The sequence below is a fragment of the Bacillus swezeyi genome (assembly GCF_030908325.1).
GTDB lineage: Bacteria > Bacillota > Bacilli > Bacillales > Bacillaceae > Bacillus > Bacillus swezeyi.
In genome coordinates this window covers 607,126-633,324 of record NZ_CP133085.1, presented here as the reverse complement: position 1 = coordinate 633,324, position 26,199 = coordinate 607,126, and the positions used below count along the sequence as shown (strand labels likewise).

23 protein-coding genes are annotated in these 26,199 nt (G+C 46.4%); 3 read left to right on the top strand and 20 right to left on the bottom strand.

Translation table 11 applies throughout. The features are described from left to right. Nucleotides 1–263 precede the first annotated feature (263 nt). The 19 genes from RBH91_RS02825 to RBH91_RS02735 all read right to left on the bottom strand — a co-directional run bounded on the left by RBH91_RS02825 (nucleotide 264) and on the right by RBH91_RS02735 (nucleotide 23,882). Nucleotides 264–1,133 carry an SDR family oxidoreductase gene (locus tag RBH91_RS02825; protein ID WP_076761228.1) on the bottom strand — a complete coding sequence of 290 codons (870 nt, stop codon included), beginning with the start codon at nucleotides 1,131–1,133 and terminating at the stop codon, nucleotides 264–266. Nucleotides 1,134–1,244: 111 nt separating this feature from the next. After that, the gene (locus RBH91_RS02820; RefSeq protein WP_076761227.1) at nucleotides 1,245–3,323 is read right to left on the bottom strand and encodes a BglG family transcription antiterminator; all 2,079 of its coding nucleotides are present in this window, start codon (nucleotides 3,321–3,323) and stop codon (nucleotides 1,245–1,247) included. A 255-nt stretch (nucleotides 3,324–3,578) separates the two neighbouring features. Next, entirely contained in the window at nucleotides 3,579–4,712 is a 1,134-nt protein-coding gene (locus tag RBH91_RS02815; RefSeq protein ID WP_307893413.1) for a mannitol-1-phosphate 5-dehydrogenase, read from the bottom strand. Next, nucleotides 4,709–5,149, bottom strand: coding sequence for a PTS mannitol transporter subunit IIA (locus RBH91_RS02810; RefSeq protein ID WP_307893411.1), 441 nt, complete (start codon nucleotides 5,147–5,149; stop codon nucleotides 4,709–4,711). Before RBH91_RS02810 ends, RBH91_RS02815 begins: the two co-directional genes overlap by 4 nt. A gap of 71 nt (nucleotides 5,150–5,220) precedes the next feature. Next, complete coding sequence (locus tag RBH91_RS02805) at nucleotides 5,221–6,648, bottom strand: PTS mannitol transporter subunit IIBC (RefSeq protein WP_076761224.1); 1,428 nt, start codon at nucleotides 6,646–6,648, stop codon at nucleotides 5,221–5,223. A gap of 277 nt (nucleotides 6,649–6,925) precedes the next feature. Next, complete coding sequence (locus tag RBH91_RS02800) at nucleotides 6,926–7,564, bottom strand: GDSL-type esterase/lipase family protein (RefSeq protein ID WP_076761223.1); 639 nt, start codon at nucleotides 7,562–7,564, stop codon at nucleotides 6,926–6,928. Between the two features lie 92 nt (nucleotides 7,565–7,656). Further along, nucleotides 7,657–8,406 (bottom strand): IclR family transcriptional regulator, encoded by a 750-nt coding sequence (locus RBH91_RS02795; protein WP_076761222.1) that lies wholly within the window; start codon nucleotides 8,404–8,406, stop codon nucleotides 7,657–7,659. 22 nt (nucleotides 8,407–8,428) lie between these two features. Then, nucleotides 8,429–9,442, bottom strand: a complete 1,014-nt coding sequence (locus RBH91_RS02790; protein ID WP_307893409.1) for a 5-oxoprolinase subunit C family protein — start codon at nucleotides 9,440–9,442, stop codon at nucleotides 8,429–8,431. Further along, nucleotides 9,439–10,149 (bottom strand): 5-oxoprolinase subunit PxpB, encoded by a 711-nt coding sequence (gene pxpB / locus RBH91_RS02785; RefSeq protein ID WP_307894637.1) that lies wholly within the window; start codon nucleotides 10,147–10,149, stop codon nucleotides 9,439–9,441. The genes RBH91_RS02790 and pxpB overlap by 4 nt, the downstream gene beginning before the upstream one ends. Before the next feature lie 91 nt (nucleotides 10,150–10,240). Beyond that, nucleotides 10,241–11,044: a putative hydro-lyase gene (locus tag RBH91_RS02780; RefSeq protein WP_076761220.1), complete on the bottom strand. Its 804-nt coding sequence runs from the start codon at nucleotides 11,042–11,044 to the stop codon at nucleotides 10,241–10,243. Continuing rightward, nucleotides 11,035–12,246 carry an NRAMP family divalent metal transporter gene (locus RBH91_RS02775; protein WP_076761219.1) on the bottom strand — a complete coding sequence of 404 codons (1,212 nt, stop codon included), beginning with the start codon at nucleotides 12,244–12,246 and terminating at the stop codon, nucleotides 11,035–11,037. The genes RBH91_RS02780 and RBH91_RS02775 overlap by 10 nt, the downstream gene beginning before the upstream one ends. 24 nt (nucleotides 12,247–12,270) lie before the next feature. Beyond that, complete coding sequence (gene pxpA / locus RBH91_RS02770; RefSeq protein WP_076761218.1) at nucleotides 12,271–13,032, bottom strand: 5-oxoprolinase subunit PxpA; 762 nt, start codon at nucleotides 13,030–13,032, stop codon at nucleotides 12,271–12,273. A 288-nt stretch (nucleotides 13,033–13,320) separates the two neighbouring features. Continuing rightward, nucleotides 13,321–14,076 (bottom strand): Cof-type HAD-IIB family hydrolase, encoded by a 756-nt coding sequence (locus RBH91_RS02765; protein WP_307893408.1) that lies wholly within the window; start codon nucleotides 14,074–14,076, stop codon nucleotides 13,321–13,323. Between the two features lie 73 nt (nucleotides 14,077–14,149). Beyond that, the gene (locus tag RBH91_RS02760) at nucleotides 14,150–15,103 is read right to left on the bottom strand and encodes a transketolase family protein (protein WP_307893407.1); all 954 of its coding nucleotides are present in this window, start codon (nucleotides 15,101–15,103) and stop codon (nucleotides 14,150–14,152) included. Further along, complete coding sequence (locus RBH91_RS02755) at nucleotides 15,100–15,933, bottom strand: transketolase (protein WP_307894635.1); 834 nt, start codon at nucleotides 15,931–15,933, stop codon at nucleotides 15,100–15,102. The genes RBH91_RS02760 and RBH91_RS02755 overlap by 4 nt, the downstream gene beginning before the upstream one ends. Before the next feature lie 21 nt (nucleotides 15,934–15,954). Beyond that, complete coding sequence (locus tag RBH91_RS02750; protein WP_307893406.1) at nucleotides 15,955–17,328, bottom strand: PTS ascorbate transporter subunit IIC; 1,374 nt, start codon at nucleotides 17,326–17,328, stop codon at nucleotides 15,955–15,957. A 21-nt stretch (nucleotides 17,329–17,349) separates the two neighbouring features. After that, a complete protein-coding gene (locus RBH91_RS02745) occupies nucleotides 17,350–17,631 on the bottom strand; it encodes a PTS sugar transporter subunit IIB (RefSeq protein ID WP_307893405.1) in 282 nt (93 codons plus the stop codon). A 17-nt stretch (nucleotides 17,632–17,648) separates the two neighbouring features. Continuing rightward, complete coding sequence (locus tag RBH91_RS02740; RefSeq protein ID WP_307893404.1) at nucleotides 17,649–19,697, bottom strand: BglG family transcription antiterminator; 2,049 nt, start codon at nucleotides 19,695–19,697, stop codon at nucleotides 17,649–17,651. 333 nt (nucleotides 19,698–20,030) lie between these two features. Further along, complete coding sequence (locus RBH91_RS02735) at nucleotides 20,031–23,882, bottom strand: isopeptide-forming domain-containing fimbrial protein (protein WP_307893403.1); 3,852 nt, start codon at nucleotides 23,880–23,882, stop codon at nucleotides 20,031–20,033. Nucleotides 23,883–24,525: 643 nt separating this feature from the next. On the opposite strand from RBH91_RS02735, the gene RBH91_RS02730 reads away from it, so the two are divergent. Further along, a complete protein-coding gene (locus RBH91_RS02730) occupies nucleotides 24,526–25,242 on the top strand; it encodes a YrpD family protein (protein ID WP_125921359.1) in 717 nt (238 codons plus the stop codon). Between the two features lie 47 nt (nucleotides 25,243–25,289). Here RBH91_RS02730 and RBH91_RS02725 read toward each other — a convergent pair whose 3' ends face one another. Further along, a complete protein-coding gene (locus tag RBH91_RS02725) occupies nucleotides 25,290–25,712 on the bottom strand; it encodes a 3-hydroxyacyl-ACP dehydratase FabZ family protein (RefSeq protein ID WP_076761209.1) in 423 nt (140 codons plus the stop codon). 61 nt (nucleotides 25,713–25,773) lie between these two features. Here RBH91_RS02725 and RBH91_RS02720 point away from each other — a divergent pair, with 61 nt between their 5' ends. Both RBH91_RS02720 and RBH91_RS02715 read left to right on the top strand, forming a co-directional pair. Next, a complete protein-coding gene (locus RBH91_RS02720) occupies nucleotides 25,774–25,905 on the top strand; it encodes a hypothetical protein (protein ID WP_307893402.1) in 132 nt (43 codons plus the stop codon). Beyond that, entirely contained in the window at nucleotides 25,889–26,170 is a 282-nt protein-coding gene (locus tag RBH91_RS02715) for a VOC family protein (protein ID WP_307893401.1), read from the top strand. Before RBH91_RS02720 ends, RBH91_RS02715 begins: the two co-directional genes overlap by 17 nt. Nucleotides 26,171–26,199 lie beyond the last annotated feature (29 nt).

Sequence of the window (26,199 nt, the reverse complement as noted above, 5' to 3'; positions counted from 1 at the left end):
AGGACGGCGGGAATGTCTGTTTTTTCTCCTTCCTACATCATCTGAATGTCTTTTCTTTCCCCTTATTCATTTATAGAGGAATGGCGTTGTTCAAGACAAATTTGTTCAGGGAATGGCACAGCAGAGGTCTGTATTGACATAAACGAACAACTGAAGCCCCGGCTTGTTCAGTTTATTGAAGCCACAGTCCATCATTTGGATGTTTTCTTTTTGCGCCATCAGTCCGTCGTATTGAATAACACCTTCGCTCGAGCTTCCCCCTTTTATGTCGTAATAAAGTCTCCGCCGTTCACATGGAGAGTCTGTCCTGTCATATAAGAAGAATCATCAGATGCCAAAAGCACATAGCAGCCGACATGATCCACGGGCTGGCCAGGGCGCCCCATCGGTGTATCAGTGCCAAAGGTTGCGACTTCCTCAGCGCTGAAAGTGGACGGAATAAGCGGCGTCCAAATCGGTCCCGGTGCAACAGCATTGACGCGGATGCCGTCTTTAACAAGCGCTTGAGACATTGACCGTGTAAAGGCATTGATCGCGCCTTTTGTCGCTGTATAGTCGATCAGCTGCGGATTTCCCCGGTAAGGGTTGATCGATGTTGTATTAATGATGGCGCTGCCCTGTTCTAAATAATCGATCGCTTTTTTTGTAAAGTAGAAATACGAATAGAAATTGGTTTTAAAAGTTTGTTCCAGCTGTTCGCCGGATATCTCTTTAATGCTGTCTTTCGGATGCTGTTCAGCCGCATTGTTGACAAGAATATCGAGCCTTCCCAATTCCTTGACGGTCTGTTCGACGGCATCATTGCAGAACGCTTCATCCCCGACATCTCCAGGAAGCAGAAGGCATTTGACGCCTTCTTTTTCAATCCGTGCTTTTGTCTCCTGAGCGTCTTCATGTTCATTCAAGTACACAATTGAAATGTCCGCGCCTTCTTTGGCATAAGCGACTGCGACGGCTCTGCCGATCCCGCTGTCGCCGCCTGTAATAAGCGCGACTTTTCCTTTAAGCTTATCCGTTCCTTTATGGTTTTCATCTTCGTAAATCGGACGCGGATTCATCACGCTCTCGATCCCGGGCTGGCGGTCTTGCGTCTGCGGCGGCTGTCCATCCGTTTGCCGATTGCGTAAATCCATCATTAATTCCTCCCTTTTGCGAATGCTACTTTCCTTTTAACCGCCGATTTTTCTTTTTAAACATGTCCGTATGCCTAAAACAGCAAAACCCCGGAAGATGTTCCGGGGTTTTCACCACTCTTTATCCTGTATGAATTTATGAAACAGTGTATTCAGCCTGCTGTAAAGCTGGCCGGCATCTCCGGTCTGGTACGCACGTATACTTTCATCGCTTTCAATAATCGAAGAGCTGATGAGACTTAATATTTCAGATCCTTCGGGAGACAGGTCATCTGGAGCAAGCATGATGAGCATCCGCGACATCTTCATGACGTTCCCGTCCATCCCTCTGATCTCATACGGCTTTGTCAGATCAACCGTTTTGAATAACGGAAGAGCCGCCGCTTCGCTTTTTAAGTGAAACAAGGCGAAAGACGTCCCGGGGATTCCGAGTCCTCCTTGTGTTTCTCGTTTTAACAGTCCTTCGGCCATCTGCCGGGCATCTGTAATCAAGCCTTGTTCTTCAAGCATCCGGCAAATGTGCCTTACCGTATTTTCATGGCTGCCTTCGGTCTCCAGCACTTCAACTGCAAAGTGGCTTAAGATGTCTTGAATCGCCGCTGCATAATGATCGATTTTCCGGGCGATGTCCAGCATATCCGGAAACGGCTCCCGCTGTTTTTGTGCCGTTCGTTTTTTCTTAAGAATCAGCGGGATCTTTCGGGTCAACTGATGTTTAACTTGTTTGACATCCTCTTCATCAAGCAGCGGGCTGACGGTGACGTAATCGATTCCTTCATATGGAATCGGCACGGTTGAGACAATGATGTCATATGCTTCGGCTTTTTTTGTCTTCAGCTCCATCAGCGAAGAAATCTCAAACGATGCGATTTCAGGGAGCTCTTTTTTCAGCCTTGACGCGAGCATCTTCGATGAGCCGATCCCGCTTGAACAGATGACAAGCGCACTGATGTTTATTTTTTGTTTATTCATTTCGAGTGCAGAACCAAAATGAAGAGCGATGAACGCAATTTCTTCATCAGGAAAATGAATTTCCGGGAAAAACTTTTCGACGCCTTCCTCGATTGCCATGTATAAGAGAAAATAGTCCTTTTTAATCTGCTCTGTCAACGGGTTGTAGACCGACATTTTTTCTTTCATGCGAATCATGGCAGGTTCAAGATGGGCGATCAATCCTTCATAAAGCGAATGATTGTCATTGAGGCTCTGCCCTGTCTTGCAGGAAATGAAATCAATCAGCTTTTTCGTTCGAAGAGCGGTGTCGAGCTCAATCTCTTCCGCACTGTAGTCCGTTTTAAAGCTTCGGTTTGCGCTTCTGAGATGCATCGTAATATAGCCGGCCTCTGCTTCGGGAATCTTGACGCGGAATGCTTCTTCAAGAGATTTTGCAAGCGCAAGCGCCAGCTCAAATTCTTTTGTGTTTTTCAGTTCTTTCAGTTCTTCTTCATTCATATTAATCACTTCGCCAAGCTGGATTCGTTCGACTGCAAACGTCAAATGGACGACCAGGGCGATATATGCACTGTCAGAAAGCGAGAGGCCGTGCTTTTCTTTTATATGAAACAACGTTTTTTCCGCCTTGAGCAGTTTTCCTCTGCTGACAACGCCGAAGATTTTTTCCGCTGTCTGGTTTTTGCCTTTTATATTCATTTCAATGGTTTCCAAAAACTGCTGCACATCAAGCTTGTCCGCCATTAGATTGCCGACGATTTTTCGTTTGGCGTCTTCGGGGCCTCTCAGTTCAATGCCATAGCCTCTCTTTCTGATAAGGGAAAGACCGAACGGGGCGATCCAATTCTCAAGCTCATCGAGGTCATGGCTGATCGTTGCGGCAGTCACCTGCAAATCGTTGGCGATCGTATAAAGCTTGATCGGTTCCCCTGCTTCAAGCATCGCACACAGAATCAGCAGCTTTCGCTCATCAGCGCTGTATTCAACATGACTTTCATAAGTAAGATCGCTGAAAAGCCGCTGTTTGTCTTTGTAAGCTCCGACAAGCTTTAAACCTTTGCCCGGCTGTTTATCAAGCTTCAGCTGATACTTTTCCAGGGCGGATTTAACCCCTTTCAGCTCACGGTGAACCGTTCTTGTGCTGACTTCAATATATTCAGCGATTTCATTGATTTTCACATAACGGTTTTGGTTTAAAAGATATTTGATGAGTTTTTGTTCCCTTGCTGTCATATACATAAAGCGCCGCCTCCGGTGATTATCATTTTCGCAGGTTTAAAGGGGCTGCTGGGGAAAGGTGGTATCCCTATAATAAAACGCTTACAGAAAACCTTCAAATCAAACTAATAAATTTTTTTATAAAATTTGATAAATATATATACCAAGATGAGAAGCACCAGCTGGCGGCTGATGCTTCTACATTAGATTGCGTGTGTTTCATCTTCTTCATTCGGCTGTTTTCTGTTTTCATCCGGCCCCCCTGACCGCCGGCTTTTACAAATGCTTCAAAACCAATGAAAACAAAGGGTCATTCGCTTGCAGGCCGCATACTTCATGAAGCACGTCCTCATAGCCTTTTTCATCGATCATGCTTTGCAGTTGAACGGCTTCCGGATCATCTGCATGATCAAATTGCAAAGCCAGTGCAATTCCTTCCGCTAAATGGACTGGTTCATCTCCGAGCTTGCTCAGCTTTTGAGCGGGGCTGATCAAGCGGTCGTTCTGACCCAGCTTGCGAAGCGGCGACCTTGCCACACGTGCAACATCATCTGACAGACATTCATTTTCAAAGCGGCCGAGAATTTTCTGCACATAGCTTTGATGCTCTTCCCTTGTAAAATCGTATGTCTGAATCAGGTACCGTCCTGTTTCTTCAAGCGCACCGACAACGGTCTGGCGAACCTCAGGATGTTGAATCGCATCTTTTATCGTCTTGAGCCCCTTTTGATAACCGGCATATGCCGCCAGGGCATGGCCGGTATTGACGGTAAACAGCTTTCTTTCAATGAAAGGTGCAAGATCGGATACATATGTTACCCCTTGAATTTCGGGTGGATCACCGATGAATGCGGTTTTGTCGACAGCCCATTCGAAGAAAGGTTCAACCGTTACTTTCAGCACATCTTCGTGATGCTGAATCGGCACAATTCTGTCTACTGCGGAATTCGGAAATTCAACGAGTCCGCTTAGTGCGAGACGCTCATTTTCTGTTAAATGGCTGAAAATCTCCTCTTTCAAATGACCGCTGCCGCCGATCATATTTTCACAGGCGATGATATGAAGAGGATGCTTGTTCGTTTTAAGCCGCTTTTTCAGGCCGTCAGCTATCGGTTTCGCAATCAGCTTGAGCACTGACGGGCCGACAGCCGTTGTCACGAGATCCGCTTTCTCAATCACTTCATATAACTCTTCAAGCTGTTTGCCGCTGTTGATCGCCCGGACAGGACCGATCGTTTCCGTCTCCCGGGCTGTGTCAGCCAATTCGACGGTATACCGCCGCTTTTCGTTCAGTTCATTGATGATGCTTTCATTCACATCAGCAAACACGACCTCATACCCCGATTTGCAGAGCAGAGCTCCGATGAATCCGCGGCCGATATTGCCCGCTCCAAAATGCAAGGCGATCATAGCTGGCCACCTTCTTCAAAAACCGCCATTAATTCGGTTTTGTCTTTAGCGTTGATTAACCGCTCGACATTGTCCGTTTCAGAGCAGACGATTGCGATCTTTGACAAGATCTCGAGATGTTCATCGTTTTTCCCTGCAATGCCAAAAACCACTTTTGCAGTATTTCCGCTGCCGTATTCAACACCGTCAGGGATTTGAATGACGGAAATGCCTGAGTGAAGAACATTTTGCTTGCTGTCCTCTGTACCGTGCGGAATGGCAATTGCGTTTCCCATGTAAGTAGATGTAATGCCTTCTCTCTCCAGCATCTTCTCTATATAGTCCGCGGTGACATATCCGGATTCAACAAGAGCCGTTCCTGCAAGACGGATCGCTTCTTCTTGTGATGCGGCAGATTGGTTGAGATGAATGTTCTCTTTTGCAAGTACTGGTTTCATTGGGAAATCACTCTCTTTCTTACTTGTTGTGTGAGCCTGACTGAGCAGGCTCAGCCAGGTTGTCAGATTGTTTATTGTTTAAGCTGATCGATCAGTTCGTCGTATTTTGGGCTGTTTAGAAAATTTTCGACTGATATATGCTTGGCGTTTGGAAGCTTAGTCTTTGCACGCTCTGTCAAGTCTTTGTGCGTGATGACGATATCAGCATCATCCGGCAGATTGTTGATTGACGTATTGGATACGTCGATGTCGAGTTCAGCTTTTTTGACTTTGTTTTTCAAGATGGACGCTCCCATTGCACTCGACCCCATCCCTGCATCACATGCAAAGATGATTTTTCCGACGTTTTTGTAGTCGGAAGCGGTTTCCTCTGTTTGTTCAGCCGAAGTCAAGGCTGAGACGGCTTGACTCTTCTTCCCTTTCATTTGCTGCACCTTTTCCGCAGCTGCTGTTAAGTCCTCTTCTTCAGCAGCTTTAGACGTTTTGAGAATGAGTGATGCCACAATGAATGACACAGCCGCCGCGACCAGAACGCCGAGAATGATGCCGATGTGGTTCCCTTTCGGCGTCATAGCCAAAATCGCGATGATGCTTCCAGGAGAAGGAACGGCCGCCAATCCCGCGTTAAAGATGGAGAAAGTCAGTACACCGCTTGCTCCCCCTGCTATCGCCGCTAATATTAAAAGCGGTTTCATCAGGATATAAGGGAAGTAAATTTCGTGAATTCCGCCAAGGAAATGGATCACCGCAGCTCCGGGAGCGGTTTGCTTTGATGTCCCCCTGCCGAATACCATATAGGCCAAAAGGATGCCGAGACCAGGTCCGGGATTGGCTTCAAGCAGGAATAAAATTGACTTTCCTGTTTTGGCCGCCTCTTCAATCCCGATCGGGCTTAAAATACCGTGGTTAATCGCATTGTTCAGGAAAAGAACTTTTGCCGGTTCTACAAAAATGCTTGCCAAAGGCAGCAGATTCGCATTGACGATCACTTCCACACCCGCAGCCAATGTTTTATTCAAGCCGAGAACAACCGGACCAATCGCCAAAAACCCGAGGACGGTCAGAATAAATCCGAGAATCCCGGCCGTAAAGTTGTTAATCAGCATTTCAAAGCCTGACCGGACTTTATCTTTGAAGAGCCTGTCCGTCTGTTTGATCAGATAACCGCCTAACGGCCCCATGATCATCGCCCCGAGAAACATCGGAATATCAGCACCGACAATCACTCCGATTGCTGCCGTCGCCCCGACGACTCCGCCGCGGTGATCGTAAATCATCTTACCGCCCGTATAGCCGATCAGAAGCGGCAGCAAATATTTAATCATCGGGTCAACCAATGTACCAAGTGCTTCATTCGGCAACCAGCCCGTCGGAATAAATAAGGCGGTGATGATGCCCCATGCGATGAATGCGCCGATATTCGGCATGATCATTCCGCTCAGATAGCTTCCGAAACGTTGAATCTTTACTTTGAAATCTTTATTTTGTTTATCTTCCATTTCATAACCTCCTTTGTTGTCCTTTAAAGCAAGTGATAAAAAATGATGTCGAATAATGTCGCCCCCTGTTTTTATACTAAAACGCTTACAGCCTCGTCTCAATTGAAAGAAAACGCCACTTTGGCAGTAGCGGTGTGACAAAATTTAATAGTTTCCTTTTTTAGTGTGTCTTCGAATGCCGTCATCGACTCGCGGAAACTACAGGGGCGGACGCTTGAGGTTATACGAAGGCATAAAAAAAGACCTTCTTTGACCAGAAGATCTTTCTTAAAAATGTTTAGTTGTCCAACGGCCCATAACCGGCCGCTCTCAGCTTTTCTGCCATCGCTTCATACCCTCTGCCGTTCGGGTGAACCTGATCAAATGACAAGTATTCTCTTTCATGCCCTTTAAATACGGCATAAGTATCGATAACCTTGATTTGCGGCGCTGTCTCCAGCTGTTTTAAATGCCTGTTAAAACCGGAAATCCATTTTTCAGCCAATTCGATGTTTGGAAACGGATTATAAAGATTGAGCAGCCTGACAATGAAGTTCGAATGTTCGGCTCCCTTTATTTCCTCGATTCTCGCCAGCATGTCTGAGTAGTTTTTCTGGCAATGCGAGGATGCTTCCCAAAAAACGTGTTCATCCTGTTCTTTTTCGTAAATGTCCAAGGATTGAAGCAGATCATTGCCACAGCCCGTTATGGTGATGACATCCGCCTTTTTGACTTGCTCCCTGATGAATGGCTGATCAAGCATCTCGAGAATTTCCGCCGTCTTAAGACCTGATTTGGCAAACACCACTAAGGAAACGTCCTGCTGCAAATCCTCTTCCATCTTTCTTTTGTAGCGCTGAACAAACCCCGGTGCAAAAAAACCGGCGCCGACTCCGACAGTTAAAGAATCGCCGAGAGCCGTATATTGAAGCGTCATATCCTTTCCCCCTCCGGCTATGTCACTTTAGTGTGACGGCTACCATATATGTACTCGGCAGAAGTGAAAAAGGATACTCTTCTTCTCTTTCTTTAAAAACCTAGCTTTCTTGAAATATCAAGCGCCGCCTTTTTCACTCTTTCCGTTAAATAAGGAAGGCGGTCTTTTTGAAAGCGGGCTTCAAATCCGGCTATGCTGATTCCCGCAGCTATCTGGCGCTTATGGTTGAAAATCGGTGCAGCGATGGCGGATGTATAGTCTTCAAGCTCTGAATGGCTGACGGTGCACCCGTTTCGGTATGACTCCTCAATCACGCGGACAAGCTCGTCCTTATCGCGGATTGTTCCAGACGCCATCGGCTCCAATTCGATTTTTTCGATATAGGCTTCCCGCTCCTCCTTCGGCAAAAACGTCAGGATGCTTCTCGCGCAAGCTCCGGCATATAAAGGAGATCTTCTCCCGATAGCCGTGTAGAGGCGAACGGTCTGCGTGCCTTCTATTTTCTCTATGTACATCGCTTCATTTCCCTGTCTGACGATCAAATGGACGGCTTCGTCCACTTCATCCCGGAGTTCTTCCATAATAGGCAAAGCGATTTTTCGAATATCCAATCTTTCTGAAACAAGCTGGCCGTATTGCAAAAATAACAAACCTAAGGCATACATCCCATTTTGATCACGATCAAGAAACCCCATTTCTTCAAGAGAGCAAACCATACGATACACAGATGTTTTCGGCATACCCGTAAGCTCAATCATGTCATTAAGCGAGAGCCGTTTTCTCGTCAAAAACAGATTGAGCAGGGTCATAGCTTTAACAACCGTTTTATTTCTGTTTTCCATCCCTTCCCCCTCCTGATACACATCATAACATGTATTCAAGCTTTAAGCGGGCGGCAAGTTCGCTGATTTTTGTCTCGCGTTCAATGTAGAGCCGTTCTGCTTCATGCAGGCCGATAAGCTGAAATTGCACTTGCTCTCCCGGCATCATCTGTGTAACAGCAGATAAGTCGGCTGAAATGATGTGGGCAATTCTCGGATACCCTCCGGCTGTCTGCCTGTCTGCAAGAAGCACGATCGGGTTGCCGTCAGGCGGAACCTGGATCGTTCCGAAAGATACGGCTTCAGAGATCATTTCCAGCGGGCTTTCGAGTTGAAGGGCTTCCCCTTGCAGACGGTATCCCATTCGATCAGATTTGGCCGTGACCCGGAAAGGCTCTGCGAAAAAAGTTTCCTGCGAGGATTGGGTAAAGCGGCTGAATTGTTCCCCTTTTATCACGCGAATCGCCGGATTTTTCTTTAACGGAAGAAAATATTGGCGGTCTACAGCCCAATTGGGGGTCGCAAATCCGTGCGGATTCATTTGAGCCCTTAGCTTCTCTATGATGTTTTCTGATAAAGCTGTCAGCTCACCGGCTGTTAAAGAATCGCCTTTCTGCAATTGTCTTCCTTTGCAGCCGCCGATTCCGGCTCTTACATATGTGCTTTTGCTGTTCATGACTGGCGGAACGTCGATTCCACCGGCGACCGCCATATATGCGCGGCTGCCCCGCCTGCACATCCCAAATGTGATGATGCTTCCTTCTTCAACCAAGACGGGCCTCCACAGCGGAGCTTCTTCATCATTTACAGTCAGGGAAAAATCGGCTCCTGCCACCGCTATCAGAGCTGTTTTCTGAAAGCGGAGAGACGGACCCGGCCCCATCAGCGTCACTTCAAGCGCCGCTTCGTTCTGCTTGTTTCCAGCCAGCATATTGGCTAGGCGCAAGGAATCCGCATCCATTGCCCCGCTTACAAGGATGCCGTACTTTTGAAATCCGGTGCGACCCAGATCTTGAACCGTCGTCATGAGGCCGGGCTTTAATACTTCTATGCTCACGATTCTCCCTCCTTCAACCTTTCGTACTCCTCTTCTGTCACGCTGACAAATTTCACCATATCTCCAGCTTTCAGGAGACTTGGAGGCTGTTCATGAGGCCTGAATAAATCAAGAGGCGTGTTGCCGATCAGCTGCCAGCCGCCTGGTGTTGATAATGGATAGACACCTGTCTGCATGCCGGCGATTCCCACTGAACCAGCCGGAATAGAAGTCCGCGGAGAAGATCGCCGCGGCGCAGCTATTTTTTCCGACATACCGCCTAAATAAGGGAATCCCGGCGCGAAGCCGATCATATATACGAGGTATTCACCTGCTATGTGGATGTCAATCACTTCTTTTGGAGTCAGACCGTTGATCCGGGCCACTTCCTCCAAATCGGGACCGAAACGGCCTCCATAGCAGACGGGAATTTCAACCGTGCGTTTTTCTGCTTCTTCTTCTATCGTCAGCTCTTGGATGCTTTTTTTGATGAGGGTTTTAACCTTTTCATACGGAGAATCAAAAGACGTGCTGTTCTTCATCTGTTGATATACTTCAAAAGGATGATAAAAAACGGTTACGCTCGTGAAAGCTGGTACACATTCAATGAAGCCTGGGAACGGATCGTTTTCAAGTTGTTTTGTCAGGGCACTTGCCAAAAGCTGTGTCTGTTCATTTATGTCGGTTCCAAGCTGAATGATGACCGCAGAGTCCCCGAGCGGCGCCATTTTTACACCAGATACATTTTTCAATTCTACACCACTCCCCTAAAGCAAAAATCAATACAGACAAACTGATCTGTATTGATTTTACATGTTATCAAACACCAAACTGTTCATCCCGCACATCCGTGATCAGCATATGACCCGGTGAATGTGTAATCATCAGCTCCGGCTTCACATGCATAGCGACAGCCTGTGGTGTAACACCGCATGCCCAAAATACCGGAACTTCCCCTTCTTTGATCGTCACCGCGTCACCGAAATCAGGGTTGGCGATGTCTTGAATACCGATGGCTTCAGGACGGCCAATATGAACCGGACCTCCGTGGACGGCGGGAAACCTTGATGTAACCTGAACGGCCCGCACTACCTGTTCTTCCGGAATCGGCCGCATGCTGACGACCATCGGTCCTTGAAAACGGCCCGCCTGTACACATGGAATATTCGTTTGATACATCGGAACATTTCGCTTTTCTTCAATGTGTCTGACGGGAATACCGTTGTTTAACAACGCTTGTTCGAATGTGAAGCTGCAGCCGATTAAAAAGCCGACCATATCGTCCTCCCATAACGGTGAGATATCTGTTACTTCTTCCGTCAGTTTCCCGCTATTGTACACGCGGTATTTCGGAAAATCGGTGCGAATATCGGCGCCTGGCGCTACGATAGACGGGACGGGGGAACCTGGATCTGTGACATCCAGAATCGGACAGGGCTTTTGATTCCGCTGGCAAAACAACAGAAATTCAAAGGCCAGCTCCTTTTTCAAAATAACCAAATTCGCCTGAGTGTAGCCCGCGGCCATGCCGGCCGTCGGTTCTGAAAGCCTGCCCTGCCGGATCAATCCGCGGACTTCTTCAGGACGCATCACATTTAAGTTTTGCAACGATATCATCCCCATAGCTTAGGAATTTGATTGATCAGTGTATAGCCTCCCATAGCCGCCATAACAACCACGACGATAATGCCGGGAATCGTCAGCCAAACCGGATGTCTGTAATCTCCGACAACATTCTTTTTATGGGCGCCGATTAAGAGGGAGCCCAGAGCGATCGGGAGGATCAACCCATTTAACGCACCAGCAAGGACCAGAAGATTGACTGGTTTTCCGATCGTTACAAAGCAGAGCGTTGAGACAATAATAAAGATGATAATAATGAGATTGGTATTTTTTTCAATTTTAGGCGAAAACGTTTTAAAGAAAGATACCGATGTATAAGCGGCGCCGATGACGGATGTAACGGCAGCCCCCCACATGACAAGACCAAAGATTTTATAGCCGACATTTCCGGCAGCAAGCTGGAATACAGAAGCCGGCGGGTTATCCGGATTAATCTGGAGGCCTTTCGACACAACACCGAGTACAGCAAGGAAAAGTGCAATTCTCATGATAGAAGTAATAAAAATGCCGGAAACAGAACTTTTCGTCACTTCAGGTATTGAATCCTTTCCTTTTACACCCGCATCAAGCAAACGGTGTCCCCCGGCGAACGTAATGTATCCGCCGACCGTTCCGCCGACAAGCGTGACGATCGCAAGAATATCGATTTTATCAGGCATGACCGTCTTTGACAGCGCTTCTCCGACCGGCGGCCCTGTTGTGACAGCTACATACACGGTTAACAGAATCATGACAAAGCCCGCGATCAGCGTAAATCGGTCCATCGCTTTTCCTGCTTCTTTAATGACGAAAATCAGAATGGCGATGACGGCGCTGATAATGGCTCCTGTCTGAGGCGTGATTCCGAATAAAACCTGCAGTCCAAGACCCGCGCCTCCAATGTTGCCGATATTAAAGGCAAGCCCTCCGAGAACGACGAGAAAGGCGATCACATAGCCAAGCCCAGGAAAGACAAGGTTGGCGATTTCCTGGCCTCTTTTTTCAGAAACAGCGATAATTCTCCACACATTGGTTTGGGCAAAGATATCTAAAATAATGGACACCAAGATGACAAAGCCGAAGCTTGCGGCTAAGCTTTGGGTGAAAACTGTGGTTTGCGTCAAAAAGCCTGGTCCAATTGAGGATGTGGCCATTAAAAAAGCCGCTCCCAATAATAATGTCCAGTTGCTAGAAGCGCCCTTTGCTTTTTTGTTTTGCTTCAAATTGTATTCCTCCTTTTGTCAGCATCATGTTGAAAAAGCTTGTACATTAATATCTGAAAACTTTAGTTCCCGGCGGATTTTTTGCGCAAACTGCAGCGCATGTGCGCCATCGCCGTGAATACATATCGTATCTGCTTTAAGACCGACATCAGTCCCCTGCAGACTGCGGACTTTTCCTTCCTTGACCATACGGATCACTTGAGCAACCGCTTCATCATCATCTTGAATCAGCGCATCATCCTGCAAACGGGAGGTCAGTGTCCCGTCTTCTTGATATGTACGGTCAGCAAACACTTCATGCGCCGTTTTCAAACCGGCTCTTTCTCCCGCAAGCACGAGCTCACTTCCCGCCAATCCGAACAAAATCAGGTCGGGGTCTGTTTTATAGACCGCATGAGCAATCGCATCCGATAGTTCTCTGCTCTTTGCAGCCATATTATAAAGTGCACCATGAGGCTTTACATGCTGCATCTTAACGCCTTCGGCTTTTAAAAATCCGGACAGTGCGCCAATTTGATAAACAACGAGATCATATGCTTCATCTGGCGTAATGGCCATATTTCTCCGGCCGAATCCCGCTAAATCCGGAAGACCGGGATGCGCGCCGATTTGAACCCCTTTTTCAGCAGCCATCTCAACGGTTTTCCGCATGACGCCCGGATCTCCGGCATGAAATCCGCAAGCAATATTGGCCGATGTGACAAATTCGAGAATATCCTCATCAAGTCCTATTTTGTAGGCGCCGAAACTTTCTCCAAGATCACAGTTTAAATCAACAAGATTCATCATAGTCCCCCCTATTTATTGATGCCGCAATTCATCGAATTTTAGTATATCCCTTTTTGTTCCGATTTTCGGAACCTTAATTCCGAATAATCAAACTTAGAATGATTATATCAGGGATTTGCCTTCTTGGCATCACATTGTTAGAAAACCTAACATAAAATAAATCGATTTTCCTAAAAATTTGCGGTCGAAGAAGCGCTCTTCACGCGTTTGATAAGAAGTTTTGAGAAGCATGAATGTTTTGCTGTCCAACAAAAAAAGAGCCCGACCTGAGGCTCTTTTTATCGGCTAAGACAATACCCAATGTCTGATCGCTTTGGCGACGCCGTGTTCTGTATTTTGATCTGTAATCCAGTCTGCTGTTTCCTTGACGATGTCCTGAGCGTTCCCCATTGCGACGCCCAATCCGGCCTCTTTGATCATGGCGATGTCATTTAAGCTGTCGCCAACAGCCATCACATTTTCCATTGTAAAGCCGAGGCGCTCGGACACTTTTGCCAAAGCAGCTGCTTTATTAATGCCGAGGGCGTTTACTTCAATATTGGTCGGACTGGAATTTGTGACTTCGAGTTCTTTGTTCTTTTTCAGCTCCTCCAAGACCCGATTCCTGACATCATCATCCGGAATGTCGAACCCGAATTTCAGCCATTCATAAGACTGTATATCTTCGGGAAACTCGCCTCTCCACACTTTATCGACACTGGACGCCCAGAAATCGGTATTGTGCGTATTCCGCAAATCCCACATCATCTGCACATGATCGGGATGGAGCAGCTGGCGTTCGACTAAGTTAAAGGAAGAATCCCAGATTTCACTTCCGTTTGCCGTGATCAAAAATGAAGACAGCTCCAAAGACTCTGCCAATTCGCGGCACGTCATCAGGGTCCGTCCGGTGCTGACCACGACATAAACCCCTTTTTCTTCGGCTTCTTTAATCGCTTTTCTATTTTCATCTGAAATGGTCTGTTCATCATTCAACAACGTCCCATCCATATCCAATGCTACAAGCTTCACATCGATTCGATCTCTTTGACTGACTGACACGATATTCAGATACCTCCACTTTTTTAGGCTTCTATCTATTCTAATATAAAAATCGGCCAGGACAAAGAGTTTCCTAAACAAGCTGTACAGCCGCCTGAGCAATATGTTCCGCAGTCAAATGATAAAATTCTTTCAAATAATCCGTATCCCCGACCTGTCCGAATGCTTCGTGCACCCCGATTCTCTTAAGAGGAACCGGACAATGTTCACTCAGCACTTCCGCAACTGCGCTGCCCAAGCCGCCGATGACATTATGATTTTCAGCAGTGACAACCGCTTTTGTTTTTTCTGCATAATGGATCACGGTTTCTTTGTCGATCGGCTTCATGCAGTACATGTCGATGACCGCAGCCTCTATGCCTTTTGCCTTTAGCAGTTCAGATGCTTTTAACGCTTCAGCAACCATGATTCCGCTGGCAAAAAGCGCCGCGTCACTCCCATCTTTCAGCACTTTTGCTTTTCCGCTTTCAAATGTTTCATGTTCACCATAAAGTTTGACCGCTTTTTTCCTCATCGAACGGATATAGTGAATCCCGTATTCTCCGGCTATTTTCTTCAAAAGAAAGGCCAGCATGGCCGCATCACTTGCTTCATATACAAATGCACCTGGAATCAGGCGGACCAGGCCCAAATCTTCAAAAGCCATATGGGTTCCACCGTTATGTTCAGCGGTAATCCCTGAATCAGATCCGAAAATTTTAATGTTCGTTTTGGCATAGGCTCCTGAGACAAACAGCTGGTCAAAACAGCGCCTTGTCGCAAACTGGGCGAATGTATGGACAAACGGAATTTTCCCGGTCAGGGACAGCCCGGCGGCCACCCCTATCATATTAGCTTCCATTACACCGCAATTGATGACTTGCTCCGGAATTTTCCGTTTGATTTTATCCATGGAGATCGAACTCATCAAATCCGCTTCCAAAGCAATGATCTCCTTGTTTTCCTTTGCCATTTCGAAAATGGCTGAGCTGTAGGCCTGCCTCATTTCAATCGCGTCAAGCTCTCCCACGGCTGACGGCTGCCTCATGTCCTCACTCCCTTTTCTTCAAGCTCACGGATGCTCTTCTCAATCAGGAGGTTTTGTTCGTCATTCGCTCTAATATGATGGCTGTTATCCATTCTTTCAAAATATGGGACACCTTTGCCTTTCACTGTATCAAGGATGATGGCAGCCGGTTTTTCCCGCTGCGCCCCTCCCCTTTCAATCGAATCGATGATTGCCGCTGTATCATGTCCGTTCACTCTCTCGGAATAAAACCCGAAAGCCTCAAATTTACGGACAAAATCCAACGGGTCGATAATATCTTTTGTCGGTCCGTCCAGCTGCTGTTTATTATCGTCTACGAACACATAAAGGTTGTGGAGCTTATGATGGGCCGCAAACTGAACGGCTTCCCAGCATTGCCCTTCATTCAGTTCTCCGTCGCCGACAATGACAAAGGTGCGGTTTGGCCGGCCGGAAAGCTTGTGCGATAGCGCGGCGCCAACCGCGGCTGAAATCCCCTGCCCGAGTGATCCCGTCGTCATATCGACTCCCGCCGTTAAATTCCGGTCAGGGTGTGACGGAAGAGCCGTGCCGTTTTGATTCAATGTGTAGAGAACCTCTTCCTCAAAAAATCCTGACAGATACAGCGCCGCATAAAGCGCAGGTCCGCCGTGCCCTTTTGACAAGATAAAATAGTCTCTTTCTTCCCAGGCCGGATTTGCGGGGTCAAATTTCATGACCTTTCCATACAATACGGCTAACACTTCAGCGATTGACAGACTTCCTCCATAATGGCCAAAACCAAGATGATGCAGCTGTTTGAGCGTCAGCAGCCTGATTTGGCTGCATAAGCGAGCGACGTCAACTTCCATTTCACGCATCAAACCCCTCCTTTAAGCTTCAGCTTTTTGATCGGATTCCGGCTGCTTTTTTTGTCTAAAGCCGAGCAGGACACTAGCGGCTGCGACAGCTGCTATGCCAATGGTGATCCCGGCCGGGCCGAGCAGCTTCACCGCATTTCCAAGAACAATTCCTGTCGCGGCAAAGTCGGTATCAGAAAATGTCGTATTGGCAACCCCTAAATCACCCATGACAGGCAGAAGAAATACAGGGAAGAACGTGATGATCAGCCCGTTGACAAAGGAACCCAGGACAGCTCCTCTTATGCCTCCGGCCGCATTTCCAAACACCCCGGCCGAGGCACCCGTAAAGAAGTGGGGAACCACTCCGGGAAGAATGATGACGGCTCCGGCTGCACCGAGAATGAACATACCGGTGATTCCTCCCGCAAAGCTGCAAAAAAAGCCGAGCAATACCGCGTTTGGCGCGTACGGAAAAATGATCGGGCAATCAAGTGCAGGTTTGGAATCGGGCACAAGCTTGTCGGATATTCCTTTAAAAGCCGGGACGATCTCTGCGAGCACAAGTCTGACGCCTGAAAGGATGATGAACACCCCTGCCGCAAACGTAACCGCCTGAATGACTGAGAATACAAGGTAATGCGTACCACCGCTCAGCTCGCCTTCGACATAGCCGGCCCCCGCAAATAATGCAATGAAAACGTACAGTACGGTCATGGTAAGCGCAATGCTGACAGAACTGTCCCTTAAAAAGCCGAGGCCTTTTGGAAAACGGATATCTTCCGTTGAACGCGAGCCTTTTCCGACAGCTTTTCCAATTAATCCTGACAAACAATAGCCGATCGTTGAAAAATGGCCGAAAGCAACTTTGTCATTGCCTGTTATTTTTCTCATAAACGGCTGAACGATTGCCGGAAATATCCCCATTGCCAGACCGAGCGAAACTGCGCCGACGCCGATCAAGAGCGGTCCTTTCAAACCTGCGACCGCCAGAATCACTGCGATTAAACAAGCCATGTACAATGTATGGTGTCCTGTCAAAAAAATATATTTTAATCTTGTAAAACGGGCGATTAAGATGTTGGCAAACATCCCAAAAAACATGATCAGCGCTGTTGCCGTGCCGTATTCGTTAAGGGCCATGGCGACAATCGCTTCATTGTTCGGGACAACGCCGTTAACATGAAAGGCCGCCTGAAACATTTTCCCAAACGGTTCGAGCGAGTTTACAAGAATCCCGGCACCGGCCGAGATGACGATAAAACCTAAAAATGATTTCGTCGTCCCTTTCACAACTTCATTGGCAGGCTTTTTCTGAAGGATAAGCCCAATAAGAGAAATGATTGCTATTAAAACGGCGGGCTGGCTTAAAACATCCACGATCAGCTTCAGTGCTCTTTCACCCATTTGCAACTCTCCTTTCTGTTTTTAAAGCACTCCTTTGCCCTGCAATGTTTGTACCAGTTTTGTTTTCAGTTCATCCTTATCGATGATGCTTTCAAGCACGACCATGTCTCCCAAATGGGATGCACCTTCGGCAATATCTTTGGCAACGACAAATAAATCCGCCTGATCACGCGATGCCGAGCTTAAATCAGAATGATTGACCTCTATGCCTTCTGTTCCAAGTTCCGTTAAAATATCCTGAATGTTCATTTCAAGCATAAAGCTGCTGCCAAGGCCTGATCCGCAAACCGCCAATATTTTCATAGTGAAAACCTCCTGTTTTAATAGGATGAATATGCTTTGATTAACTCTCTTACACGCTCCATTGATTCAGTTTCCTTCAAGACATTCTGATTATCTTTATTGCTGAGGAGGCGGGTTAGTTGTGAAAGCGCCTTCAAATGTGTGGTTTGATCAACGGCCGCAATACAAAACAAAATCTTTACAGGGTATTGTTTATCATCTAAAAAATAGACGGGCTTTTTCAGCTTCAGCAGGCTCATCCCTACTTTGTTCACGCCCATTTCAGGCCGCGCATGAGGAATGGCAATCTCCGGGCCGATGATCATATAAGGACCCATCGTTTTGACATTGTCGATCATGGCGTCTTTGTATTTTTCTTGAATCACCTCCTTATCGAGCAAAGGTTTTGCCGCTTTTTTGATCGCTTCTTCCCAGCCTGTGATTTGATCGGCCATTTGAATGGTTTCATCTGTCAACAGCTCTTTCAGCACTGGTCGTTTCCTCCTTATTTCCGTTGCTTTTTGCAGGAACACAATATCTTTCAATGAGTCTCTCAGCCCTTTTTCATCAATGATGCGGACGTGTTTATTGAGCAGCTCAATAAACTCCTCTGTCAGTATTTCTCTTTGCTTGATGCCAAACAGATTCTGATACACTTCATTGACGAGCCTGCTCTTTTCAGCGGGGGTCATTAGCGGCTCGGCTATGTAATAATGCCTTTCCGTCTCAAGTTCAATGGTAGAAAACACCGCGTCATACTGGTCGAAGAGCTCGGGCGTGTATTCTTGTAAAGACAGCGTCTTTTCTACACAAATTTCGGAAAACAAAGACTCAAGCTGGCGTTTGACCATAAGTGATGAACTGACCCCTCCCGGACAAATGACGACAGCTGTCTTTTTGAACGAATTTGTCTGTATGGGTTTTTCAAGCATTGCACAGAAGTGAATCGTAATAAAACCGATTTCTTCTTCCGGTATCGGAATGTTCAGACAAGATTCAAACGGCTGAACGAGCTTTTGCACGATCGTATACAATTCTTTATGATCTTTTTTTATTTTGTTTAATAGAGGATTGTGGATTGGAATGCGGTATTTCATCCTGAAATACGCCGGCTTTATGTGGCGGTATAGGGATTCAGCCACTTCATTTCGCTTTGAGAAGGTAATGCAGGCTCTTGATTCAAATTCGAGAACAAGCTTTTCGCACATCTGAAAAAGAGGATCGTCTGCTGAGCGGCTTCCAAAAGAAAGTCCTAAAAGCTGGATCATGACATAGCATACTTCTGTTTCGTATGTTGGGATGTACAGTTTTCCCAATAGCTTTTCTGCCGCGAATCTCAACGGATTTTGCTTTAACATTTCTTTTTCTTCCTGATGAAGCTGGATCACCTTGCCCTCTGCCACTCTGAGGGAATACAGCTTTAGGAAATGGATAAATTCATTCAGCCTTTCTTCAACAAACTGAAGATGGAATTCTTCGGATATAGAATCGATCGCTGTTTTTATGCCCTCTGTGCCGCCTGATGCCCCGGAGGTTTTTAAAATATACCGAAGCATTTTTTTTCCGTACGGCTTTCGCAAAAAAGAAGACAGGTAATGCATGACAGGAACCCTTTTGTCGAATTCGCTTCCTTTTAAATGATAGCCCTGATGCCTCGTATAGCCGACGGTGACCAAAAATGGATGTAACGCTTCATTTGCTTTTTTTACATCATTCATTACCGTGTTTTTGCTGACCTGCAACAGCTGTGTCAGATGAGCGGATGAAATCGGCTCTCGCCTGATAAAGAGGAAGATGTAAAGAGCTTTGATTCGTTCTTCCTGGGTGAAAATAAAGGAATATTTTCCGTCTGCTCCTGTTCGATTTCTTGTTAATTGAAGCACTTCTTCCGGAACGACCACCGTGTTTTTTCTTTTATATTCAATTTGGGGAAGCTTGTTCCCGGCCAGCCAATGATTGATTTTTTCAAAATCATAATAGATTTGGCGTTTTGTTAATTGAAAATGATCGATCAGCTGATGCATCGTAGCTTCTTTTACACGGACTAAATATTGGAGCAGATTGGCCGGGCGTTTCTCAGTGATCATCTCAATATCCTCCTTGCTGTCATCTTACAATAAAATGTTTTTATTCCGTTTGCTGTTTGAGCACAAATAACAGGACTTCAGATCCGCAAAATTGGGCTGAATAAAAGCAGCGCCTCCGCAATATAGTCAAAACCTCTTAACATATCAGAAAACAAACCGAGACAATTCATCGACTTTTCTAATGGTGATGCGGAATCGTCATGTGTTAAAGATGGCCGGCTTATATTAATATATGTATTGATATTTTCATTTTCCCAACTTGTTCAAAAGCATAAGAAAAGGGTCGCCAAATTGTTGATTTAGCGACCCTTCCAACTCTAAAACAATTTTGTTCTAGACATTTCGTTTTCTTCTAAAATACCAAAGGCCTGCCCCGGCTCCCAGCAGCACAAAGCCCGCAAGAAGCAAGTTAAACATATTTGTTGCCGTATCCGGAAGCTCATTTCTTCCATCTGTCTTTTGCTCTGTATCCTTAGGCTCTGATTTGCTTGGCTTTTCCGGTTTAGCCGGTTCATTAGGTTCATTCGGCTTTTCCGGCTTCTTCGATTCGACCGTGATGTCTGTTCCCGGTTTATCAGGATCATCGACATTTCCGCCGTCTACGACTGCCACGTTTTTAATCGTTTTGCCCGCATAGCCTGATTCTACTTTCGCTTGGAATGTCACTGTCCGCCACTCGGTATCGCTCACATCGCTGAAATTCGCTGTAACCTTGCCATCTTCAAATGTTCCTTCACCGCCGTGGCTTACTTTTAAACTTCCTTCTACATATGTCAGACCGGACGGAAGTTCATCCGAAATCGTCAGGTTTTCCACTCGGCTGTCCGTTACCGTGTTGCGGGTTTTAATCGTGTAGACTACCGTGTCTCCCGCTTCATACTTGTCCTTTTCTGCATCAAGGTTCTTCGCTATTTTCTTTGATTCAAGCTTAGGGTCTTTCGGATCAACTTTGATGTCTGTTCCCGGCTTATCAGGATCATCGACGTTTCCGCCGTCGACTGCTGCCACGTTTTTAATCGTTTTGCCCGCATAGCCTGATTCTACTTTCGCTTGGAATGTCACTGTCCGCCACTCGGTGTCAGTGACATCGCCAAAGTTCGCCGCGATCTTGCCGTTTTCAAATTTCACTTCCCCGCCGTTGCTCGCTTTTAAGCTGCCTTCCACATATGTGAGGCCGGCTGGAAGTTCGTCTGAAATGACGAGATTTTCAACCTTACTGTCCGTTACCGTGTTGCGGGTTTTAATCGTGTAAACCACCGTGTCGCCTGCTTCATACTTCTCCTTGTTTGAATCAAGGTTTTTCGCCGTTTTTTCCGACTCTAACACAGGATCGCGCGGATATACTTTGATTTCGTGGCTCGGTTTGTCAGGAGTGTCGACATTGTCGCCGCCGACTTTCGCCGTATTGACAATATCTTTGCCAGCTTGACCGGCTTTGACTTTCACTTCGAATGTCACCGTATGCCACTTCGTGTCAGTGACATCGCCAAACTGGCCTGCCGCCTTGCCATCGGCATAATGGCCTTGATCATCATCCTGGGCGTCGCTCACCGCTGTACCGTCCACTTTTAATGTACCTTGAACATATTCAAGTCCTTCAGGAATCGCATCTGAGATGACGAGATTTTTCACCAGGCTGTCATTGATCGTGTTTCGAGTCTGGATCGTGTAAAGAAGCGTATCCCCGACTTCGGGATGAGCCTCATCCTTATTCCCTTCCGCTTTTTCTTGAAGGTTTGCTGTTTTCTTTGATTCAAGCTTAGGGTCTTTCGGATCAACTTTAATGTCTGTTCCCGGCTTATCAGGATCATCGATGTTCCCGCCGTCGACATCTGCGACGTTTTCAATCGTTTTACCCACATAGCCGGACTCGATCTTCGCTTGGAATGTCACTGTCCGCCACTCGGTGTCGGTGACATCGCCAAAGTTCGCTGTGATTTTGCCGCCTTCGATTGTCGCTTTGCCGCTATGGCTTGCTTTTAAGCTGCCTCCGACATACGTGAGGCCGGCTGGAAGTTCATCTGAAATGGACAGATCTTCCACATTGCTTTCGGTAATTTTATTTCGGGTCTTGATGGTGTAGACAACTGTGTCGCCTACTTCAAATTTATCCTTGTCTGCATCCAGATTCTTCGCCGTTTTTTTCGACTCTAACACAGGATCGCGCGGGTAGACTTTGACTTCGTGGTTTGGTTTATTAGGCTTGTCAACATTGTCGCCGCCGACGTTTGCCGTATTAACAATATCTTTTCCCGCCTGTCCAGGCAGCACCTTCACTTCAAATGTCACATTATGCCATCCCATGTCGGTTATATCACCGAATTGACCATCCACTTTGCCGTCGGCATAATGACCTTTATCATCATCTTGAGCGTCGCTTACCGCAGTACCGTCTACTTTCAATGTGCCCGGGACATATTCCAGTCCTTCCGGAATCGCATCTGAGATGGTGAGGTTTTTCACCAGACTGTCTTCAGAGATGTTTCGGGTCTGAATTGTATAGAGAAGCATGTCCCCTACTTCAGGATGGTCTGCGTCTGTATTACCTTCCGCTTTTTCCTGAATGGCTGCCGTTTTCTTTGACTCCAACTCCGGATTTCGCGGATAGACTTTGACTTCGTGATTCGGCTTATCTGGAGTGTCAATATTGTCTCCTGTCACATTTGCAGTATTGACAATATCCTTACCAGCTTGGCCGGACTTTACCTTCGCTTCGAATGTCACAGTATGCCATTCGGTATCTTTGACATCACCGAACAGGCCCGCTGCTTTGCCATTGGCGTAATGTCCCTTATCACCGTCTTGAGCATCGCTCACCGCAGTGCCGTCTACTTTCAGTGTGCCCGGGACATATTCCAGTCCTTCCGGAATTGTATCTGAAATGACGAGGTTTTTTACTTGACTGTCTTCAAGCGTGTTTCGTGTTTGAATCGTGTACAGAAGCGTATCCCCCACTTCAGGATGATCCGCATCGGTATTCCCATCCGCTTTTTCTTGAATGGCTGACGTTTTCTTTGATTCAAGTTTAGGCTCATTAAATATGATCGGTGTCGTCACTTCATTCGATTCCGTTTGTTCATTTTTCTTCGTTAACAAATTATTGTAGTTAATTTGCGCCTTATTGTTAACTTTTGTAACCGCATAATCCGTCAGCGTTTTCACTTTAAATTGGACGGTGACTCCATTAGGCAAATCGGTCGTATTAGGTAAATTACCTAATTTAACATTTACCTTACTTCCGTCAAAATGTCCTTCATCACGATCGGACGCATCGGTTAGATTTTTCGTGGTTGAACCATTGATCAATTTTATCGACCCAGGGACATATTCCGTACCCTCTGGGATTAGATCGTTGAAGCTCGCACCGGCGGCGATATCTCCGCCTTCGTTTTTGACTTGAACCGAATATGTCAACTCATCGCCGGCGTGCACTTCTCCCTGTGGAGAAACTGACTTATTTGCCGTGACACACGGCTCTGTGCCCAGAAAGATATCATCCAAAAAGTTGCCGGCTCCTAAGCTTCCGCCGGCTGAACTCACCGCCTCAAAACCAAATCGCGTTGTCGTCTGTCCTGCCGGAACGGTATAAGATCCTGTATGGGTTCCCCATGCAGTTTTCCCATCAGACAGTTGTTTTTGGACCACAGTATCATAAGGGTTAGCAGTTGCCGCACCAATGCGGACCTGCATCGTGTCAACCCCTCCACGCCCCATATGGGATAAGCGCCAATAAATGGTTTGTCCAGGCGTTGTCTTCACGTCTTGATACAACATACCGTTTTCAAAAGCGTTTAATTCCGCCCACCGATTTCCATCAGGAGGCGCAGGGAAATTTTTTACGGATGCAGGGAGATTCTCTGCATAATTCCATAATTCAATGACTTTATAACCAACGGCATCGTCAGTCGTCTTCCAGCCAGGAACCTCAGATTCATGAAAAAAGTAACCTGAATTATTATAGGCAGTTCCTCTGGCAGCACCTTGCTCAAAGCTTCCGTTAATCAGCGCGACCGGTGCCGGGCAAGGGTTATCTGCCGCCGGGCTTACCCCCGTATTATCCTCAGCATGGATCTGCTCAGGCAAAACGGTCAGCAGATTGCTGACGACTAATAAAAAGACAGCTAATAGCATAAAACTTTTTTTGATCTGCAGTTTGCAAGACCTAGGAATAAAGCCCTTTCGCATCAACATCTCACTCCAATAGTCCATTTTTAAAACATGACATTCACCATAACTGTTACCATTAGTCAAAATATTAATAATATTTCGAAATTTGTTCTTAATATGACCCCCTTTCGGTGATTAAAATACAACTAAATAGTTGTATTTTTCAAAATATGATAAAATATTTATATTTTTTAATAACGTAGATGAATATCGAAAAACTTTATAATCTCTGAATCTGCTTTTTTGCATTGGTTTGACGAAAGGAGATGTAGATCGGAGTATCGTTCGGCACTTACGTCGGCAGCATTTTCAGCTCACCCAACTGCATCGATTTTCCCCAGGACAAGTTACTTGTGATGGGTTTTTATTGAACAGAGGAATGACTTATTTGATCAAGTAGAAACAAAATTTCTGCCAACCCCCACATCGATTCGTTCATCGTTTTTAGCGGCATTTGCCTGCGAAAATAAAAAAAACAGATGTTCTTCAAGGATCATCTTATAATAAAACCTATACATTTTGTTTGTCGATTGAGCACAAATGAAGGGACTTCATATTTACAAAATTGGTCTGAATCCGACATTTTGTCGATTTATTTCCACAAACAGAATTCCAAAAAACGGTATAATTAAGACTGATAACACAATGAACAGGAGGAATTTTGTTGAAAAAATGGTTGATGGCAAGTGCAGTTGGTACAGCGGTCCTTTTCACAACATTTTCAGGAGGCATCCCGGGCCTTCCAAGTACAGACGCCCAAGTCGCAAAAGCAGCTTCACAGCTGCCTAATGGGATCGGCGGGCGTGCCTATCTGAACAGTACAGGCTCTGTTTTCACGGCTAAAATCAAGCTTCCCGATACGATACAAATCGAAAACGCTACCGCTTATATTTATTCCGGCTTCCGCGCGAAAAATGGAACCGAGTCAGATATCGGCCTTCAGTACAGCACCGTCTACAAGGTCTGGAAACCGCTCATGAAGGTCGGTTCAAAAAATGAGGAAACGTATATCGAGGGAAAAGAACAATTCACAAATCATAAAGGCTTCCGCCCTGGAAGCACGGTGCAAATGACGATCTATAAGAACTTGAATGGGAATACCCGCGCGACCTTCTGGGGAACGAACAATGACGGCTATACCGGACGCATCATCATGGAAATTCAAGGAACGAACATCGGCACCCTTTTAAAATGGAAAACGCTTGCCACCGCCGCGGTATCGTCTGAGAGCCAGCGGTCTTCCATCACAGCCGGCTTTTCAACCTCTTTTACCAATATCACAATCGACCAAAAGGCGGTCACACCTGTCGTGGATACACAGGATTTCGCAAAAGTTATCCCTTCCGGCAACAATGTCACGATTTCCGTGAAGAAATAACATTAAGCAGCATAAGGAGGCCGCCGGCAATGCCGGACGGCCTTTTCTTATTTTCCGCTCTCCATAAAAATCCCCAGTTCGGCTTCCGCAATCTTTCTGCCGTTTACAGACGCCAGTCCTTTCCCAAATAAAAATCCCCGTTTATAGCGCACCGCTTCAAAATAAAGATCAAGCTTGTCTCCCGGAAGCGCCATGCCGCTGGACTCAGCCTTTTTGACAGAGGAAAGAAATCCGAGCCCGGTATGATCCCCCATTGCGGTGAACGCCGCGATTTGCGCCAGGGCCTCGATGATAAGGGAAAACGGCATGTCCTTTTGGGTATCTGTTATAAACCAGTCGTTTTCCGATATTAATTTATATCCTTTCGCCCACTTGCCAGGGTCATTTTCAACGACGCGGTCAACCAATAAAAATGGGTATTGGTGCGGCAATGCTGCCATAGTCACAGTCATCATCCTTTTTATTCTCATTATACCACCTCTCTTATCTGCTTTGGCTTAGGGTATACTGAGAAAAAAGGAGGAATCCAGATTGAAAAGCGCAAATCCTTATCTCTTTATAGACGGCTGTAAAGAAGCAGTCGCATATTATCAAGAAGCACTGGGCGGAGACGTTCAAAATATTCAGCTTGCTGACGGCAATCGAGATGTTCAAAGGACATGAAGGAAAATATCTGCATGCCGAACTTCACCTCGGAAACAGCATCATCCATTTCTCCGACGTTTTTGGAAAGATTGAAAAAGGAGACCATGTCGGCATTACATTGGAGTGTGAAAATGAGGATGAAATCCGCCCGGTGTATGATGCGCTGAAAAGCGGCGGACACGCGGCTCTGGAATTGCAAAAAACGTTTTGGGGCGCGCTGCATGCGAATGTGGCGGACAAGTATGGAGTCAGATGGCTGCTGAATTATCAAATGCAAGCTTAGGCAGACGGACTAAATCATGACATAAAGCC

Bases quoted from the DNA above. Each gene is read 5' to 3' on its own strand.
- RBH91_RS02825 (WP_076761228.1), bottom strand. From the start codon at position 1,133: ATGGATTTACGCAATCGGCAAACGGATGGACAGCCGCCGCAGACGCAA.
- RBH91_RS02820 (WP_076761227.1), bottom strand. From the start codon at position 3,323: ATGTATATGACAGCAAGGGAACAAAAACTCATCAAATATCTTTTAAAC.
- RBH91_RS02815 (WP_307893413.1), bottom strand. From the start codon at position 4,712: ATGATCGCCTTGCATTTTGGAGCGGGCAATATCGGCCGCGGATTCATC.
- RBH91_RS02810 (WP_307893411.1), bottom strand. From the start codon at position 5,149: ATGAAACCAGTACTTGCAAAAGAGAACATTCATCTCAACCAATCTGCC.
- RBH91_RS02805 (WP_076761224.1), bottom strand. From the start codon at position 6,648: ATGGAAGATAAACAAAATAAAGATTTCAAAGTAAAGATTCAACGTTTC.
- RBH91_RS02800 (WP_076761223.1), bottom strand. From the start codon at position 7,564: ATGACGCTTCAATATACGGCTCTCGGCGATTCTTTAACTGTCGGAGTC.
- RBH91_RS02795 (WP_076761222.1), bottom strand. From the start codon at position 8,406: ATGGAAAACAGAAATAAAACGGTTGTTAAAGCTATGACCCTGCTCAAT.
- pxpB (WP_307894637.1), bottom strand. From the start codon at position 10,149: ATGGCGCCGCTCGGGGACTCTGCGGTCATCATTCAGCTTGGAACCGAC.
- RBH91_RS02780 (WP_076761220.1), bottom strand. From the start codon at position 11,044: ATGGGGATGATATCGTTGCAAAACTTAAATGTGATGCGTCCTGAAGAA.
- pxpA (WP_076761218.1), bottom strand. From the start codon at position 13,032: ATGAATCTTGTTGATTTAAACTGTGATCTTGGAGAAAGTTTCGGCGCC.
- RBH91_RS02760 (WP_307893407.1), bottom strand. From the start codon at position 15,103: ATGAGGCAGCCGTCAGCCGTGGGAGAGCTTGACGCGATTGAAATGAGG.
- RBH91_RS02755 (WP_307894635.1), bottom strand. From the start codon at position 15,933: ATGGAAGTTGACGTCGCTCGCTTATGCAGCCAAATCAGGCTGCTGACG.
- RBH91_RS02750 (WP_307893406.1), bottom strand. From the start codon at position 17,328: ATGGGTGAAAGAGCACTGAAGCTGATCGTGGATGTTTTAAGCCAGCCC.
- RBH91_RS02745 (WP_307893405.1), bottom strand. From the start codon at position 17,631: ATGAAAATATTGGCGGTTTGCGGATCAGGCCTTGGCAGCAGCTTTATG.
- RBH91_RS02740 (WP_307893404.1), bottom strand. From the start codon at position 19,697: ATGATCACTGAGAAACGCCCGGCCAATCTGCTCCAATATTTAGTCCGT.
- RBH91_RS02735 (WP_307893403.1), bottom strand. From the start codon at position 23,882: ATGCGAAAGGGCTTTATTCCTAGGTCTTGCAAACTGCAGATCAAAAAA.
- RBH91_RS02725 (WP_076761209.1), bottom strand. From the start codon at position 25,712: ATGAGAATAAAAAGGATGATGACTGTGACTATGGCAGCATTGCCGCAC.
- RBH91_RS02715 (WP_307893401.1), top strand. From the start codon at position 25,889: ATGTTCAAAGGACATGAAGGAAAATATCTGCATGCCGAACTTCACCTC.